Genomic DNA, 16,928 nt, shown 5'->3' on the forward strand with positions numbered 1-16,928 from the left:
CGTCAATTCCTCCTTTCTTCCCGGTGCCCCTTCGCGTCCAGGCAGGCGATGCGCGCGCCGTCACCGCCTTGCAGGCGCACGCACTCGCCCAGCACGGCAGCCAGGGCATAGACGCCGGCGCCACCGCCCGGCGCGTGCTCCGGCCATCGCCGGCCCGCGCGGTAGCGCGCGACCTGGCCGTTGATATGCACATCCACATGCAGTCGCCGCCCAACGCCATAGATCGCGGCGACGGCCACACGGTCGGCATGGGGCGCCGGCGACGGCGCCAGCGATGGACCCGCCGCACCGTCCATATGGGACCGGTCGCTCCCCACGCCAAGCCGCGCGCGCAGGGCCGCCGCCGTCTCCGCTTGCAGCAAGGCCTCCACGCTGCCCGCGACCGGCCACGCGCAAGCATCGGCCGCCGGAGGCGTGTCCGGAGACCGGCCGACGCCGGGCGGCGCCTGCACCGCCGTGGCCGCGCCGCAGAGGGTCGCCGACATGAGCAGACTCATGCACGCTGCCGACCTCATGCACGCTGTGCACCTCACGCACGCTGTCCACCTCACGCACGCTGTCCATCTGGCGCACGCTGCCCATCTCATGCACGCTGCCCATCTCACGCAAGCGGTGCGGCTGCGCGCGCCCTGACCGCCATATCCAGCACGCCCGCGTGGCAAGGTCTCAGTCCTTTTCATAGACCACCCCTTGCAAGCGGGCCGTCAACACACTGCCGGCCGCTTCGGCGCGGCGGCCCGGTGTCAACGCCAGCGTGACCTCCTGCCACGCCGCTTTCGCGGGCGGCGCCTGGAACAGGGCATAGGAACGCAATGGACCATGCAGCAATACGGGACGGGAGTACAGGACAGGAAGCCCCGCCGGCCTGGGCAAGGGTAAGCCGGCCTCGTCCAGCGGCGGCGTCAATGGCAGCGCGGCAGCTGCTCCCAGCGTGAGGCTGCCAAACGCGGGTTGCAGTGTTTGCAACAGGCTGCCCAGCCGGATATCGCCGGCTTGCCGCCGACTGAGCGCATCGACATCCACGCCGGCGCCTGGCCCCGCCGCTACCCGCCAGGCCACGCGCGCGTCATCGAGCCCCTCGAAATGCGGCCCATCGAAACCTGCCTGGCCGCGCGCCGGCGGCGCGTCCGCGAAGGTCTGGTTGGTCCCGCCGGGGCCCAGGCGGCGGTAACGCGCCTCGCATCGCCACCCGCTCGCCTGGGCGGCGCAACGCGCCGACGCCAGCCGCCACCCTCGCGCGTGGATGGGAAGTTGCCGCAAGGACAGGAAGACCCTCCCCAACCACGCTGCGTCGTGCAGCGGCAATGCGGCGGCCTGGCGCGCCAACGCCGCCTGCCAGGCCGCCAGCGGATCGAGCGCCCGGGCGGCCGGGGTCGCCGGCGGTCTCCAAAGACGCCATGCCTGCCATGCCGCGCCCGCCACGAGCCCTGCCGCCAGCAGCACGCCGCATCCCCGCGCGCCCGCGGGCGCCAGGCCCACCCAGGGACTGAGACGCCAGAGCGTGGTGGAAGGACCGAGATTGGCCGCCAACGCCGCCAGGTCAAGCAGGTGCATCGCCGAAGCCAGGCCTGGATAGAACTGCTCCAGTTCCGCCAGCGCCTGGTCACGATGGGCATAGACGCGGTCGGTGCGCGCCATGACGGCGCCATCCTGCGTCGCCACCAGCCAGGCCTGGCCCGCGGTCATCGTCAACATCCCGGCCGCCAAGCCTTGCGGAAAGGACTGCGCGAAAGCCTGCGCCGCGCTGTGACAGGGACGCGGACGACACCGCAAGCGCGTGCAACCGACAGCGGCGGCCCGCGTGCCGCCGTGCACATAGTGGGTGGCGCGCGCCTCGCGAGCCCGCCGTCGCGCCAAGGTATCCGGCCGGCTTCCCACCAGGGGAAACCAGCGCATGCCGAAAACCAGCATCGCGCCATCGTCCAGGTCCATGGTCCATGCCTCGCCCATCGCGCGCAGATGCGCTTCCGGCGCCGCTTCCACATCGGCTTCCACATCTGTTTGCGTGTCCGTTTGCACCTTCATCTCACCCCTCCTCCACCTGCGCGGTGACGATGACCACCGTGGTGCTGCGCCCGCTCGCCACCTGGTCCGCCCCGCCCAGCAGCAGCGGCGCGCGCGGCGCCAGACGGCGGCGGTCGTATTCGTCCTGGCGGCGATCGAAGCCCGAGATCACCATGGGCTCGCCCGGCCTCAACGACACCTGCTGCACCATCCCGCTGCCGTCGATGGTGATCTGCTGCAATTCGATCTGGTGTTCGCGCCGTCCGAAGGTCAGGGTCTTGAGCGGTTGCGCCACCGTGTTGTCATAAGCGATGGATAGCTGGATGCTGCCGTCGTCCTGCGCGTCGGGCACCAGCGTCAGGAAGGACCCGACGGTCTCCTGCTTCTGGCTTACAGAGACGGCGGGCAACATGGCGTCCTGTCCCCTGCGGCCGATGTCGCCGCTGGCGCCCTGCACCTGGTCGACATAGGAAAACGTCGTGCGCACGGCATGGGTGACCGGCCGCCGGTTGAGCGTGAGCACCGGCACGCTGCTATGGCGCACGACCGTGCCGGTGACGCTCAACGCGCCGATCAACGCCTTCGACGTGGCGAACGGCCCGCCCGCGATACCCAGGCCCAGGTGCCCGCCGACGGCAGCCTCGACCGCGCCGGCCGCCGTGGCGGCGGATGGCGTTGCCGCCGCCACGGCGGCGCGCGCGCTGGAGAAAACGGCGCTCCAGTCTATGCCCGCGCTGGCGCGGTCCCGCATGACGATGGTGAGTTCCTCGAAGACCAGGCGGATACGCCGCGTCAACGCCCGGTTTTCGCCTTCGAGGAAGCGAGCCACGCGATCGAGCGCTTCCGGCGTATCTGTGACGATGATGGATGCCGCCGCGCCGGGCACCGCCGCCAGCACGCCGGCCCGGGTGAGGAAGGGTTCGAGACGTGCGCGCAGCGCCGCCAGCGTGTCCTGCTCCCCCACCGACAAGGTGGTATGCGACGCATTGTCGAAGCCGGCGCCGCGTCCCTGCCCCGTGCGCCCCAGCCGTGCTTCCGACTGCGCCGTGGGCGTCAGCACACGAATGTTGAAGACCCGGGTTTCGGTACGGAAGAATTCGATGGCGCCGTCCTGGTAGCGCCAGAACACGCCCAGGCGCCATGCCAGCATATCCAGGGTGCGCGCCAGCGGCTGCGGGCCGCGCGGCGGCTCCGCGCGCGCGGGAAGCTCGGCGGTCATGGCATTGGCGGCCTGGCTCAGGCGCGGCAGGAACAGCGCCTGGGGCAGCAAGGCTTCGGGCCTGACGCGTACCGGCAGGCCGGTCGCTTGCGCGATACGTTGCGCCAGCACGGAAAGCTCGGCGGCGCCGCCCGCGAACATGAGGGTAGTATCGACGTCGCGGCGCAATGCGGGAGGTAGCTTGGCTTCGCGCGCCAGGGGACGCGGCCGGCCCGCCAGCCAAGGCTTGGCGACGTCCTGCAGGGCCTGCCGGCGCCGGGCGTCCAGCAGCGCCGCGCTATTCGCGGCGGTGCCTGCCATCGCCGCCGTGCCTATCCCGGCATCCCGCGCCGCGCGCGCCTGCCCTTGCCGGGCCTGGTCGCCGATCGCGTCGATACGGGTTTCGGGCACGCAGGCCGCCAATGCAAGCATGGCTGCCGCGCCGGATGTCCAGGCCGCGATGCGGGCACTATCGAATGGCCGTTCTATAGGCCACCCTATAGGCCATCCTATGGGCCATTCGACAGTCCATTCGGATTTCGCGCGGGTCATGTCGCCGCCTCCCTTGGCGCGGAGCGATCGCAGGCCTGCGCCAGCGGCACCACACGCAGCACGCGATTCACATAGAAGCAGGGTTGCAGCGGCCGCTCGGCCATCTCGGTCGCGCCGACCAGGCCTCGTACCGCGTGCTTGAAGTCATCGCCGAAACCCGCGGCGCCCACCAGGGGGATATCCACGTCGACGTCCCAGTGCTCCGGCCCGAACGTCCAGCCCGCCAGGCTTGCCCAGCGGGCCAGCACGCCGCGCAGGTTGCCATCGGCCAATTCCGCGCGGAACACGGGAGTTGCGGCCACCTGCCCCAGGCCGGCTTGCGGGCCGCCCGGGTTGCCCGGGAGAGTCAGGTTGCCCGTCCTTCCCGGCTCCACAACCTGTCGCGATCGCGCCGGAAAACCTGTTCCGGGGCGTGCCCGGGCGCCGCGCGATGTCCCCGTCGTGCCGGCCTGGGCAGCGGATTGCGGCGGGACGGCCGCCGAAGCCGTCATGCCCGTAGCGGGTTCCGGCAAGGCCATCGGGCCGTTGTCGCCAACGGCGAGGTCCTGCGAGTCACGCAAGGGCGCAGGCCCTTCGACGCCGCGGGCATGGCTCGGCAAGGCACCTTCGGCTGCATCCCCGGGGCCTGGGTCCGCATCGAAGGCGGTGGCCGCCTGCCTGCGCGCCACGGCGCGCAGGCGGCCGCCCCGCATGATCAGTGCGGGCCATATGCCCTCGATCACCACGTAGGGATCGCGGCGCACGTAGGAAACGGGCCGCTCGCCGTCGTGCCCCAGCGCGAAAATCGCCGGCAGGGCCTGTCCTGGAGCGAAATGCAGCCATGTGCGGCGGCCGTCGTCGAACACCTGCAGCGGCGCTACCGCGCGTTCACCCGACAGCCGCCAGTTGAAGTCGTACGCAGCGCCCGGCGTTGCGACATCCCGCAGTCCCCAGGGTGGCGGCACGCATGCGGCCACGCAGGGCAGGACCGCAAGACAGCTGGATAATCGATGCACGGCACGATGCATGGCGCCTCCACGCGATGCGCACCGGAGCGGCGCGCGACACATGCATGGTGGCCCTGCCCGTCGAGCCCAACAAGATCGACTTATACGAATGGATTATTCGATCACGCGCCCCCTGCGGCGCGGTAACGCGTGGCCCTTCCAGGACCACGCTGCGCGCAGCACACACAGCACGTCGACGCCGCGGACGGCGCAAAAAAAAGACCTGTGCAATTGCACAGGTCTCCTAGATCCAGGACACCGCGGATCCGGGTCCCCCGGTCCGCCGGTGTCGCCCCCTGGGGGGCCGCGCTCCGCGCGGTACGGGGGGGCCTACCTCTGTTCCGCGATCACCTTCGCTTGCGCGGCCGCGTTATTCAGCGCCGACATCGGCGGCACCTTGCCGTCGATCGCGTCATCCAGCTGGCGGCTAAGCACCGGCTCGATGCGGCTGTAGTTGTTCATGCGGAAGCCACGGCCGGTCGGCGCCGGTTGCGTGCGCATCGCCGTGACGAACTGCTGCGCGCCCGGAATCTTGCTGTAGTACGACACATCCGAAGCGCGGAAAGCGGCTTCGGTCAACGGCAGGTAACCCGTCGTCTGGTGCCATTCCGCGGCAATGACCGGCTTGGAGAGCCACGCCAGGAACGACGCGGTCGCCTTGTCGGCTGCCGCCGGGTGCCCTTCCATGGCCCACAGCGCGCCGCCCGTCACGAAGGGACGGCCGGCCTGCGCGGTCGCCTGCGGATAATACGGCAGCGGTGCCACGCCGAAGGTCAGGCCCTTGGTGGCAAGGAAGTTGCCGATCGCGCCGGAACCGGACGTCAGCACGCCGCAGGTGCCCTTGGCGAACGACTGGTCGGCCTTGTCGTCTTCGGTGTGCTGCGTGAACAACAGGGAACGCTTCCAGCTGGCCATCAGCGAAATATGGCGCATGTACAGCATGTCGAACTGCAACTGCGGCGGCACCTTCGACTTGGTCGCCTCCAGCCCGTTGCCATTGCTGGCGTACAGCTGGTTGTTCACCGGCGCCAGGCTTTCCAGGTGCACGGTGACCTGGTCGCTGGTGGCGTACGGGCAATCCAGGTCGGCCTTGTCGCGCAACTTCAGCAGTTGATCCTGCAGTTCGGCCCACGTGCGCGCGGGCGCGTTGGCATCCAGGCCGGCCTTCTTGTAGTACGAGATGTTGTAGAACATCACCGGCACTTCGGCCATGAACGGGAACGCCAGCAGGCGGCCCTTGGCGTCGCGCGTGAAACTGGTGGTGGCCGGCAGGAACCAGGCCAGGTCCTTGATCGGATACTTGGCCAGCAACTCGTACAGCGGCTTGATGGACTTGTATTCGGCGACGGCTTCCGGCGAACGGTCGTCGTCCAGCTGGATCAGGTTGGGCTGGCGCTTGGCGCGTACGGCCGCGACGGCCTCCTGCTTCAAGGCTTGCGGACTGGCGAAGCCGCGCAGCTTGACCTCCACGTCGCCCTGTTCCTTGTTGTACTGCTTGACCAGCTTTTCCAGTTCGGCCTGGTTGGCGTTCGCCAAGGTATGCCAGACCTCGATCTGTACCGGCGCGGCATGGGCCACGCCGCCTATCAGCAGCGCAGCCCCGAATACCCATGCGCGCCCCGAGGCGCGCACGGCATGGGCAGGACTCATCTGTTGCAGTGTCTTCATAGATCTAGATACCAAGAAAAGGAAATTCCGGCTCCGGCCGCAAGCCGTTGATCAAGTCGGCCAAAGCCCGGCCCGAACCCACCCCCATGGTCCAGCCCAACGTGCCATGGCCTGTATTCAAGTACAGGTTGGGAACGCGGGTCTGGCCGATCAAGGGCACATTCGACGGAGTGGACGGGCGCAAGCCCGACCAATAGCTGACGCGCGCGAAATCGAGCGCGTCGGGAAAAAGTTCACGCGCCAATCGCGTCATGGCTTCGCAACGCGCCGGATTGAGAGCGCGGTCGTAGCCTGAAAGTTCCGCCGTGCCAGCCATGCGCAGGCGGTCGCCCAGGCGCGAGAAGACGACCTTGTGGCTGCTGTCGGTCAGGCTGACCGAAGGCGCGCCGGCGGCGTCCAGCACCGGGAACGTCGCGGAATAGCCCTTGGCGGGATAGACGTTGCAGGGAATGCCCAGGGGGCGCACCAGCAAGGGAGTGAAGCTGCCCATGGCGACCACGAACACATCCGCGTCGATGCGGCCGTAGGCGCCATCGGGCGAAATGGTTTCCGCGGCCGACACGGCGCCGCCGGCGGTCAGCAGGCGTGTGACGGTGGTCGAGTAGCGGAATTCGACGCCTTCCTGCTCACACTGGTGCGCCAGCGCCGCGGTGAACAGGTGCACGTCGCCGCTCTCGTCTTCCGGGGTGTAGTCGCCGCCGACGATGCTGCCGCGATGCCGCGCCAGCGCGGGCTCGACGGCGATGACCTCGTCGGCCGTCAGGATGCGGCGCTCGACGCCGAAGTCGCGCATGACGCCGGCCGCCTTCTGCGACAGCTCGAACTCCTCGCTATCGCGATAGAAATTCAGGATGCCGCGTTCGAGATGATCGTATTGGATGCCCAGCTCGGCGCGCATGCCGCGCAGGGTCGCGCGGCTGTACTCGGCCAGCCGCACCATGGCGCGGATATTCGGCGCAAGGCGCCCCGGCAGGCATTGGCGCAGGAAGGACAAGCCCCAGATCCATTGATGCAGGTCCAGCCGCGGCCGGAACAGCAGCGGCGCGTCCTCGCGGAACATCCACTTGATCAACTTGAGCGGCGCCTGCGGGTTGGCCCAGGGCTCGGCGTAGGAAACGGAAATCTGGCCGCCATTGGCGAAGCTGGTTTCCTGGGCGGGCCCGGTCTGGCGGTCGACCACGACGATCTCGTGGCCGAAGCGGCGCAGCCACCAGGCGGTGGAGGTGCCGATGATGCCACTACCCAACACCGCAATTTTCATTCGCTTAGGGCCTTTATTACTGAAAACGCACGGAACGCGACCGGCAGCGGCCACGAGGCGGATCGAGTGGTTCTGGAACCGCGAGTGTACCCTGGCTGGCTACGGCTGCCAGCCCGGAGGGACGGGCAGGCAATCAGCTTGTTACATAAGTCATGATCGCGATCGGACTGGGTAAAACCTGACGCGTTACGTAACGCCACGGCTTGCCTGCCCCGCCTTCCCATGCCCTCGTCCTCGGGCGGCGCGGCCGGCGTGCAGGCGCGCCGTGTCTTCCCGCGCGCCCTCGATATCCCTAGGGACGGGCCTGCGCCAGGTCCGCCTCCGACGTGAAGGCGTCGGCGTAGAACTCCTCGGCCGGCAAGCCGCACTGGGCGCTGAACTGGCGGCGCGCGGCGTCGACCATGGGCGGCGCGCCGCAGGCGTAGACCTGGTGGCCGGAAAGATCGGGCAGGTCTTGCATGACGGCCTCGTGCACGAAGCCCGTGCGGCCGGTCCAGCCGTCTTCCGGCAAGGCGTCGGAGATGACGGGAATGAACTGGAAGCCGGGCAGGCCGGCGGCCCAGCCCGCCGCCACGTCGTTCATATAGAGGTCGCGCGGACGGCGGCCCCCCCAGTACAGGCGCACCGGGCGGTCGATCTGCTTGTGCCGCATATGCTCGACCATGGCCTTGATCGGCGCGAAGCCCGTGCCGCTGGCCAGGAAGATGATGGGCTTGTCGCTGTCCTCGCGCAGGAAGAAGGACCCGAAGGGACCTTCGATGCGCAGGATCTCCCGTTCCTTCATCTGGGTGGCCCCGGCGCCGAACACATGGTCGGTGAAATAGCCGCCGGGCATGTGGCGGATGTGCAATTCCAGGGGACTGCCGGCGTGCGGCGGCGTCGCCATGGAATAGCTGCGGCGCCGGCCTTCCTTGAGGATCAGTTCGATGTACTGGCCGGCGTAGAAGCGGAATTCCTCGGACGCGGGCAGTTGCAGCTTGAGCACGGCCACGTCCTCGCCCAGGCGTTGGATGGACGTCACGCGCGAGGGCAGCTTGCGGATCTGGATGTCGCTGGCCAGGCGCACCTCGGTGGACTCGACCAGCAGGTCGGACGACGGCCGCGCCTGGCACAGCAAGGTATAGCCGGCCGCCATTTCCTCGGGCGCCAACACCTGCGCCGGGTAGGGACCCGCGTCGAACTCGCCGGAGACCACCTTGCCCTTGCAGGTCGAACACGCGCCGCTGCGGCAGCTATAGGGAAGCACGATGCCCGCCGCCAGCGCCGCATCGAGCACGGTCTGGCCGCTTTCGACGGGAAATTGATGCTGGCTGGGCGTTAGGGTGACCTGGAAACTCATGGTGGACGATCTGCCTATGGACGAAGCCGGCGCGCACCCGGCAAGAAAACCGGGCAGGCCAGGGAAGTACGGAGCAATTGCCGAAATAGCTTGGCGGCCGAATGGATCGGCGGATTGACTGGATTAGTCGCTCATTTTAGTGTTTTTGGAAAAGCCGGTCCGGGCGCCGCGCGGCCCCGGACGGTACGCACGCGGGACGCGGGCTAGAAGTCGAACTCGATGTCCACCGGGTCGCCGACGCGCAGCATGGCCCCGGCGGGCGCCGCCACGATGGCGTTCTGCCCGAAGACCACGCCGAGATCCAGCGTGCGGGTGGCCGCCAGGGTCCAGCCAGGCTCGTCATGGCGCTGCGCCGTGGCCTGGTCGATGTCCGGAATGCCGCAGCGCGTGCACGGCTTGACCAGCGCCATCCGCACCGCTCCCGTCGACAGCGATGCCACGTGGTCTTCCTCGTAGGCCTCCAGGCCGCCCTCGATCACGATATTGGGCCGGAAACGATCCATGGGCACGGGCGCCTTGCCGCTGGCGGCGAGTTGCGCGTTCAGCGCATCCAGCGAAGCCTGGTTGACGACCAGCAAGGGAAAGCCATCGGCGAAACCGAATAGATTGCGGTCCCGGTAATGCGACGCGTCCTCGGGGTGGCGCTGCAGCCAGCCGCCCACCCATTGGGCGCTGGCGGCACGCTGCGCGCTGGGCACGTCGATACGGAAGACCGCGCAGGGACGCTGCAGGAATTGACTGAACCAGGCCGCCGCGGCCTCGGATTCGAGCCGCGCGGGCATGGTATCGCGCCACACCGTCACGGCTTGCGGGTCGCCGTGCAGGCCGGAGCCATCCAGCGCGATCGCCAGGTCCGGCATCCCGGGGGCGGACAGGCGCAGGTGGGTATCGTCGAGGGCGGTGCGGACCAGGGCCATGGCGGGCAACTGCCGCTGCGTCAGGAACTGGCCGCCGGAGACCACCAGCCAGCGCCGGTCGAAAGCCAGGCCCGCCTCGTCGATGGGCGACGTGGCCAGGTCGATGCCGGCACAGGACTTCACGGGATAGATATGCAGACTGCGGATGCGGGAGGACATGATGACGGCGGGATCCGTACCAGGGGAGAATAGGCCACGGCGGGCCACGGCGCCCAGGATACAAGAAAACGGCGCATGCAAGCACGCGCCGTTTCCCCCTGCCCGCACCGGCTTCGGCGCGGACGGATCAAACCCCGCTTCGCCGCTACTCCACCAGCTTGAGCTTGTCCAGCGGCTTCAATGCCTTGATCCCGGCTCGGGTGGCGATGTGCTCGGGTCGCGGCGCCAGGCCATACTTGGGCGGCGCCAGCGCGTTGTCGATGCTGTTGTAGACCGTGAACACATTCGCGCGCGGCCAGGGCGAGATATTGCTGTTGGACCCGTGCATGGTGTTGCAGTCGAAGAAAATCACCGACCCGGCCTTGCCGGTCATGGGCCGGATACCGCCCTGCTCCACCAGCAATTGCAGGCTGACCGGATCCGGCACGCCGTACTCCTGCTTCTTCAGCGACTGCTTGTAGTGGTCCTGCGGCGTCTCGCCCACGCAGGACACGAAGTGCCTGTGCGACCCCGGAACCAGCATCAGCGGACCGTTGCAGGCATTGTTGTCGCTCAACAGCACCGTGCAGCTCAAGGCGCGCATGGCGGGCATGCCGTCCTCCACGTGCCAGGTCTCGAAGTCCGAATGCCAATAGAACTCCTTGCCCTTGAAGCCCGGTTTCATATTGGCGCGCGACTGGTGCACATAGACCTCGGACCCGAGGATCTGCCGCGCCACGTTGATCAGGCGCGGATCGCGTACCAGCCGCGAGATCATGGCGCTGAGCGTATGCACCATGAAAATGGAGCGCACCGCGTCGCTGCCCGGCTCCGTGATCGACTCCTCCCGGCGGATGATCGCGGGGTCGCGCGACATGCGGCCGATCTCGGCCAGGATGGCGGCGACCTCGTTCTCGGGCAAAAGGTTTTCCAGCATCAGGAAACCGTCACGCTCGTAGTCCCGCAGCTGCTGCCCGGACAATGCGTCGGCATAGCGGCCGTCCCCGTGGATCACCGGATCGTGGCGCGCCACGATGGCCGACATGCGGTCGGTGCGCGAGGCGTACCTGTCTTTCGCGGGTAAATTCATCCTGCGTCCTCCTTGTTCGTCCGGCCCGCGTTCAAGCCGCTTCCGCGACCGGCAGGGGATACACACCCTTGGCGTCGTGCACCTCTTGCCCGGTCAGCGGAGGATTGAATACGCAGATCACGCGCAGCGGGGTTTCGCCGCCGCACAGCCAGTGCTCGTCGTTTTCGTTCAAGGCATAGACCACGCCCGGCGACAACATGTGCTTCTTGCCGTCGGCGATGGTTTCGACATGGCCGTCGCCCTCGATGACCCACACCGCCTCCAGGTGATTCTGGTAGTGGATATGGGTGCGCGTGCGCGGGAAGATGGTGGTCTCATGGAAGGAGAACCCCATTCCGTCCTTCTTCAGCAGCACGCGGCGGCTCATCCAGGTGTCGGTGCGGACCTCGTCCTTGGTGCCGATGACATCTTTGACGTTGCGAACGATCATTAGCGTTTTCCTCCAAATTTGAGAATGCGGGCGGAATGCCCCGATTCGGTCAGCGCGTCGGCCACGCTGGCCTCGATGGCATCGAGGCCGCGCTGCAGCAGTTCGTCCTCGATGGTGAGCGCCGGCAGGAACTTGAGCACTTCGTCATGCGCCCCGGAGGTCTCGATGACGACGCCGCGCTCGAAAGCCTTGCGGGCGATGGCGTTGGCCAGCTCGGGCGTCGCGGTCGACACCAGGCCCTGGATCAGGCCGCGACCGCGCACGGCCAGGCCGGACCCGGGATAGCTGTGCGCCAGGTTCTCCAGCCAGTCGCGCACCAGCCTTTCCTTGCGCTGGACGTCCAGGGTGAAAGCGTCGTCGCTCCAGTACGTGCGCAGCGCCGCGGCGGCGGTGACGAAAGCCAGGTTGTTGCCGCGGAAGGTGCCGCTATGCGCGCCCGGCTTCCATACGTCCAGTTCCGGCTTCATCAACACCAGCGACATCGGCAGGCCGAACCCCGACAGCGACTTCGACAAGGTGATGATGTCGGGCTGGATGCCGGCGCTTTCGAAGCTGAAGAAGCTGCCGGTGCGGCCGCAGCCGACCTGGATGTCGTCGACGATCAGCAACATGTCGTGGCGACGGCAGACCTTCTCCAGCTCCTTGAGCCAGCGCAGCGTCGCCACGTTGACACCGCCCTCGCCCTGCACCGTCTCGACGATCACCGCGGCCGACTTGTCCATGCCGCTGCTCGGGTCGTCCAGCATCTTCTCCATGTAGGCCATGGTGTCCACGTCCGGACCGAAATAGCCGTCATAGGGCATGAAGGTGGTGTTGCCCAGCGCATAGCCCGCGGCGTCGCGGAACTTGGCATTGGCCGTGGCGCCCAGCGAACCGCCGCTCACGCCATGGAAGCCGTGGGTGAACGAAATGATGTTCGGCCGGCCCTTGACCTGGCGCGCGATCTTCAGCGCCGCCTCCACCGCATTGGTGCCGGTGGGGCCGGTGAACTGCAAGGTATAGCGCCACTTGCGCGGCCGCAGCAGCACCTCGTCGACGGTCTGCAGGAAGCGCTTCTTGGCGCTGGTGGCCATGTCCAGGCCGTGCACCACGCCGTCGGCCGCCAGGTACTCAAGCAGCTCCGACTTGAACAATGGGTTGTTGTGGCCGTAGTTCAACGTGCCCGCGCCGCTGAAGAAATCGATGTACTCGGTTCCGTCCTCGTCGATCAGCAAGGAGCCACGTGCCTGGTTGAAAATCACCGGAAAGGACCGGATGTAGCCCCGCACTTCGGACTCCATGCGATCAAAGATTTTCAAGTCCATAAACTTCTCTCCCTCATTGTGGTTGACTGGTGACCGATCGCATGCGCGGCCGGTCCTGGATCATCGAAGGGCTGTCGAACAGCCCGTTCAAATGGAAGCCCTTCGTCGCTAGGCCGCGACGGGGACGGACGCGAAAGGTCCGATCCGCAACAGCATTTCGTCGTCGTGGTCGCCGTCATGGCCGAACAACTGCTTGCCGAACAAGGGCTGTTCCGCGATGTGCGCGCCCAGGTCTGAAGCCAGGCTGGTGAAGGTGCGGCGCGAAGGCTGGTTGTCGGGGCCCACGGTGGTCTCCAGCTGGCGGATATGGGCCAGGCCGGGACGGCCCAGCAGGTGGCGCAGCATGGCGCCCGCCAGGCCATGGCCGCGCGCGCGCTCATGCACGGCGACCTGCCAGACGAACAAGGTGTCTGGCGACGTGGGAGGAATGTAGGCGGAGATGAATCCGTCGATATTCCCGCCGGCGCTTTCGGCCACGATGCAGGTATCGGCGAAATGCTCGCAGAGGAGCAGGTAGGCGTAGACCGAGTTGAGGTCCAGGGGGGGACATTCGGCGATCAGCCGGTGCAGGGCTGCACCATCGGCGATCCGCGGCCGTCGCAGGGTGTGCGCGGGCCGTTTCTGGGTGATGGAGGCGGTGGCAGTGGAAGCGATAACGGAGTTCCTTTTCTCTTCAGCTGTGCAAGGTGTATGCGCAGGGTGTATGCGTAGCGACGCTCAGACGACCAGCCCGGATTCCGGCGCGGGCCCCGAGGTCGGTATGTCGAGGATGGCTGTCCCGCCTTCGCTATTCGGCTCCGGCGGCGCGGCCTGGCCGCCCTGCTCCATCAACGCGACGATGCGCTCCAGGGACAGGGTGATGGTGGCTTGCTCCAGTTCCGGCAAGGCGTTCAAGACTTCGGCCAGATGCTTTTGCAACGGCGAGGGAGCCGCTTCGGCCAGCGCCGCGCCGGCCGGCGTGGCGGTGACGAACACGGTGCGGCGATCCTCGCGGCTACGCTCGCGGCGCACCAGCTCCTTGTCCTCCAGGCGGTCCAGGATGCCGACCACGGTGCTGGGACTGACGTGGATCTCGCGGCTGATCGCCGTGGCCGTGATGGGGCCCAGCGCGATGACCGTGCGCAAGCACATCAGTTGCGGCGCCGTGATATGGCTGACGGCGGCCAACTGCCGGGAATGCAGGGCGATCGAGCGCGTGATGCGGCGCAGGGCGCGCAGGATGCGCAAGTCGTATTGCTGGGCGTTGGCCGTTGCGGGAGTGGTCATAAGGGGCTTTGCCTCGGGCTGAGACGCCATTAAAAATCACGAGTGAAATCAGTCTTGTTGAATTGATTTCAGTGCGAATTATATCGACGCATTGGATTGGAAGGAATAGAAAATGTAAAACCCGGACGCGAATAGGCAATGGCCGGGGCGATGTGCATGCCTGGTTTTTGAAAAATGAAAGGAGTTCCCGGGAGTACGGGGCAGAAAAGCGGCCAACGGTGCGCAATGCGTTACGAGCCCCTGGCAGTTTGTTCCAGCACACAAAGTTACAAACTCGCCGGCTGCCGGCCGGTCCTGCGGAAAATCAGCACAGGGGTCCGCAAGGGGCGGAGCTTGCCGGGCCGTGCGAGCGGACGCCGTCAAGATCGCCCGCCCAAAATAAATGCCCCCCGACAGCGGGACATGGGTCCAGCTGTCGGGGGGCTAGCCTGACCTCGCGCCTGTCCTACAGCACCGGCGACAACACAGGCTGCTTGGGCCGCACTTCCAGCTGGCGCCCCTTGCGGGCCCGCTTGCCGACATAAGGCTGCAGGCTGGCGCCCACCAGGATGTCCTCGGTCTGCTTGTTGCGGTACAGGCCGACGGCACGCAGGCCGGCCGGTCCCACGGGCACGGTCTGGGCCACCTTGTCGTTGCCGTCCAGGCCCATGAGGATGGTGCCGCGGCCGCCGCCGGCCAGCACCTTGACCTCGTCCAGGCTGAACACCAGGAACTTGCCCTTGGCCGACAGCAGCGCCAGTTGCGTGGCGCCGGTGAACACCGGCACCGGCCGCAGCAGCGCGTCGCCCGTTTCCAGCGTGACGAACTGCTTGCCGGCGCGCTGGCGGCTGCTCATGTCGCCCAGCTTGGCGATGAAACCGAAACCGCCCTCGGTGGCGAACAGCCAGCGCGTATCCGGCGCCGCGGCGATCATGTGGGTGATGCGCGTGCCGCTGGCCAGGTCGATCATGGTCGTCACCGGCTGGCCGTCGCCGCGCGCCGACGGCAACGACGACACCGCCACGCTGTAGGCGCGGCCGTTATCGCCCAGCGCGATGAGCGTATCCGTCGTGCGGCACTCGAAGGCGCCATACAGGTCGTCGCCCTGCTTGAAGGAAAACTGCGCTACGTCGTGCCCATGCCCCTGCCGCGCACGCAGCCAACCCTTCTGCGACACGATGACCGTCACCGGCTCATCGACCACACGGGTCTCGACCACGGCCCGCTCGGCCACCTTGATCAGCGTGCGGCGATCGTCGCCGTATTGCTTGGCGTCGGCCTCGATCTCGCGCACGATGGTGCGCTTGAGCGAAGACGGGTTGTCCAGCAGTTCCTGCAGCTTGGCCTGTTCTTCCCGCTTGTCGGCGAGTTCCTGCTCGACCTTGATGCCATCCAGGCGGGCCAGCTGGCGCAAGCGCATTTCCAGGATGTCCTCGGCCTGGCGCTCGCTGAGCTTGAAACGGGCCATCAGCGCCGCGCGCGGCTCGTCGGACTCGCGGATGGTCTGGATGACTTCGTCGACGTTGAGATAGACGACCATGCGCCCTTCCAGCACATGGATGCGGTCGATGACCTTGTCCAGGCGATGGCGCGTGCGGCGCGTCACCGTATCGGTGCGGAAGGCCAGCCACTCGACCAGGACGTCGCGCAGCGGCTTCTGGCGCGGCCGGCCGTCGGTGCCGATGCACACGAGGTTGATCGGCACGCTGCTTTCCATGCTGGTCTGCGCCAGCAGGGTGTTGACGAATTCGTCGCGGTCCACGCGCGAGGTCTTGGGTTCGAACACCAGCCGCACCGGCGCATCCTTGCCCGACTCGTCGCGCACGGCGTCCAGCAGGCCCAGCATCAAGGCCTTGGACTGCTGCTGTTCGGGCGTCAGGCTCTTCTTGCCGGCCTTGACCTTGGGATTGGTGATTTCCTCGATTTCCTCCAGCACGCGCTGGCAGGACGCGCCCGGGGGCAGTTCATTGACCACCAACTGCCATTGCCCGCGCGCCATTTCCTCGAACGTCCAGCGCGCGCGCGCCTTCAGCGACCCGCGACCGACGCTGTAGATCTGCGCGATGTCCTGCGGCGACGTGATGATCTGGCCGCCGCCCGCGAAGTCAGGCCCCGGCAGCAGGCTGAACAGCTCCTCATCCGCCAGCGTGGGGTGCTTCAGCAGGGCCACGCAGGCCTGGGCGACCTCGCGCAGGTTGTGCGGGGGGATCTCCGTGGCCATGCCCACGGCAATGCCGGACGCGCCGTTCAACAGCATCATCGGCAAGCGCGCCGGCAGCATCTGCGGTTCCTGCTGGCTGCCGTCGTAATTGGGGATGAAGTCGACGGTGCCTTCGTCCAGCTCGTCCAGCAAGAGCCGCGAGATCGGCGTCAGGCGCGCTTCGGTGTAACGCATGGCGGCGGCGTTGTCGCCGTCGCGCGAACCGAAGTTGCCCTGGCCGTCCACCAGCGGATAGCGCAGGGAAAAGTTCTGCGCCATGCGCACCATGGCGTCGTAGGCCGCCTGGTCGCCGTGGGGATGGTATTTGCCCAGCACGTCGCCCACCACGCGGGCGGACTTGACGTGCTTGGACGTGGGGCCCAGCCCCATGGCCTGCATGGCGTACAGGATGCGGCGCTGCACCGGCTTCTGGCCGTCGCCGACGTCCGGCAGCGCGCGGCCGCGCACCACGGAGACGGCGTAGTCCAGGTAGGCCTGTTCCGCGTAGAGGCCCAGGGTGATGGCGCTGTCGCCCGAGGGCGGCTCGAACAGGCCGGGTTGATTGCTATCGGTCATAGGTTTCGCGAGCCGTGGCC

Annotated in this window: 15 protein-coding genes; 1 reads left to right on the forward strand and 14 read right to left on the reverse strand. The window is 67.5% G+C overall.

The features are described from left to right. Positions 1-2: 2 nt before the first annotated feature. Positions 3-485 (reverse strand): hypothetical protein, encoded by a 483-nt coding sequence (locus C7R54_RS04435; RefSeq protein WP_129148935.1) that lies wholly within the window; start codon positions 483-485, stop codon positions 3-5. On the opposite strand from C7R54_RS04435, the gene C7R54_RS28820 reads away from it, so the two are divergent. Next, positions 484-633 carry a hypothetical protein gene (locus C7R54_RS28820; RefSeq protein WP_158021147.1) on the forward strand — a complete coding sequence of 50 codons (150 nt, stop codon included), beginning with the start codon at positions 484-486 and terminating at the stop codon, positions 631-633. The two genes, C7R54_RS04435 and C7R54_RS28820, sit on opposite strands and share 2 nt — an antisense overlap. 33 nt (positions 634-666) lie before the next feature. Here C7R54_RS28820 and C7R54_RS04440 read toward each other — a convergent pair whose 3' ends face one another. From C7R54_RS04440 to parC, 13 genes are all read right to left on the reverse strand, one after another. Continuing rightward, on the reverse strand, positions 667-2,025 hold the full coding sequence (locus C7R54_RS04440) for a type 4b pilus protein PilO2 (protein ID WP_129148936.1): 1,359 nt from the start codon (positions 2,023-2,025) through the stop codon (positions 667-669). A gap of 1 nt (position 2,026) precedes the next feature. Next, the gene (locus C7R54_RS04445; RefSeq protein ID WP_129148937.1) at positions 2,027-3,634 is read right to left on the reverse strand and encodes a hypothetical protein; all 1,608 of its coding nucleotides are present in this window, start codon (positions 3,632-3,634) and stop codon (positions 2,027-2,029) included. Positions 3,635-3,750: 116 nt separating this feature from the next. Then, positions 3,751-4,761, reverse strand: coding sequence for a TcpQ domain-containing protein (locus tag C7R54_RS04450; protein ID WP_240039366.1), 1,011 nt, complete (start codon positions 4,759-4,761; stop codon positions 3,751-3,753). A 309-nt stretch (positions 4,762-5,070) separates the two neighbouring features. Then, on the reverse strand, positions 5,071-6,408 hold the full coding sequence (locus tag C7R54_RS04455) for an extracellular solute-binding protein (protein ID WP_129148938.1): 1,338 nt from the start codon (positions 6,406-6,408) through the stop codon (positions 5,071-5,073). Between the two features lie 4 nt (positions 6,409-6,412). After that, positions 6,413-7,669, reverse strand: coding sequence for a D-amino acid dehydrogenase (locus C7R54_RS04460; RefSeq protein ID WP_129148939.1), 1,257 nt, complete (start codon positions 7,667-7,669; stop codon positions 6,413-6,415). A 292-nt stretch (positions 7,670-7,961) separates the two neighbouring features. After that, entirely contained in the window at positions 7,962-9,008 is a 1,047-nt protein-coding gene (locus C7R54_RS04465; RefSeq protein WP_129148940.1) for a CDP-6-deoxy-delta-3,4-glucoseen reductase, read from the reverse strand. A 203-nt stretch (positions 9,009-9,211) separates the two neighbouring features. Then, the gene (locus C7R54_RS04470) at positions 9,212-10,084 is read right to left on the reverse strand and encodes an MOSC domain-containing protein (protein ID WP_129148941.1); all 873 of its coding nucleotides are present in this window, start codon (positions 10,082-10,084) and stop codon (positions 9,212-9,214) included. Between the two features lie 145 nt (positions 10,085-10,229). Then, positions 10,230-11,153, reverse strand: coding sequence for an ectoine hydroxylase (gene thpD / locus C7R54_RS04475; protein ID WP_129148942.1), 924 nt, complete (start codon positions 11,151-11,153; stop codon positions 10,230-10,232). Between the two features lie 31 nt (positions 11,154-11,184). Further along, positions 11,185-11,583, reverse strand: coding sequence for an ectoine synthase (locus tag C7R54_RS04480; protein ID WP_129148943.1), 399 nt, complete (start codon positions 11,581-11,583; stop codon positions 11,185-11,187). Further along, positions 11,583-12,887, reverse strand: coding sequence for a diaminobutyrate--2-oxoglutarate transaminase (gene ectB / locus C7R54_RS04485; protein ID WP_129148944.1), 1,305 nt, complete (start codon positions 12,885-12,887; stop codon positions 11,583-11,585). The genes C7R54_RS04480 and ectB overlap by 1 nt, the downstream gene beginning before the upstream one ends. A 108-nt stretch (positions 12,888-12,995) precedes the next feature. Continuing rightward, positions 12,996-13,541: a diaminobutyrate acetyltransferase gene (ectA, locus tag C7R54_RS04490; RefSeq protein ID WP_129148945.1), complete on the reverse strand. Its 546-nt coding sequence runs from the start codon at positions 13,539-13,541 to the stop codon at positions 12,996-12,998. A gap of 63 nt (positions 13,542-13,604) precedes the next feature. Then, positions 13,605-14,153 carry a MarR family winged helix-turn-helix transcriptional regulator gene (locus C7R54_RS04495; protein WP_129148946.1) on the reverse strand — a complete coding sequence of 183 codons (549 nt, stop codon included), beginning with the start codon at positions 14,151-14,153 and terminating at the stop codon, positions 13,605-13,607. Positions 14,154-14,598: 445 nt separating this feature from the next. Then, complete coding sequence (gene parC, locus C7R54_RS04500) at positions 14,599-16,908, reverse strand: DNA topoisomerase IV subunit A (protein WP_129148947.1); 2,310 nt, start codon at positions 16,906-16,908, stop codon at positions 14,599-14,601. Positions 16,909-16,928: the final 20 nt, after the last annotated feature.

The organism is Achromobacter aloeverae, from assembly GCF_004121055.1.
In the GTDB taxonomy this organism is placed as follows: domain Bacteria; phylum Pseudomonadota; class Gammaproteobacteria; order Burkholderiales; family Burkholderiaceae_B; genus Bordetella_C; species Bordetella_C aloeverae.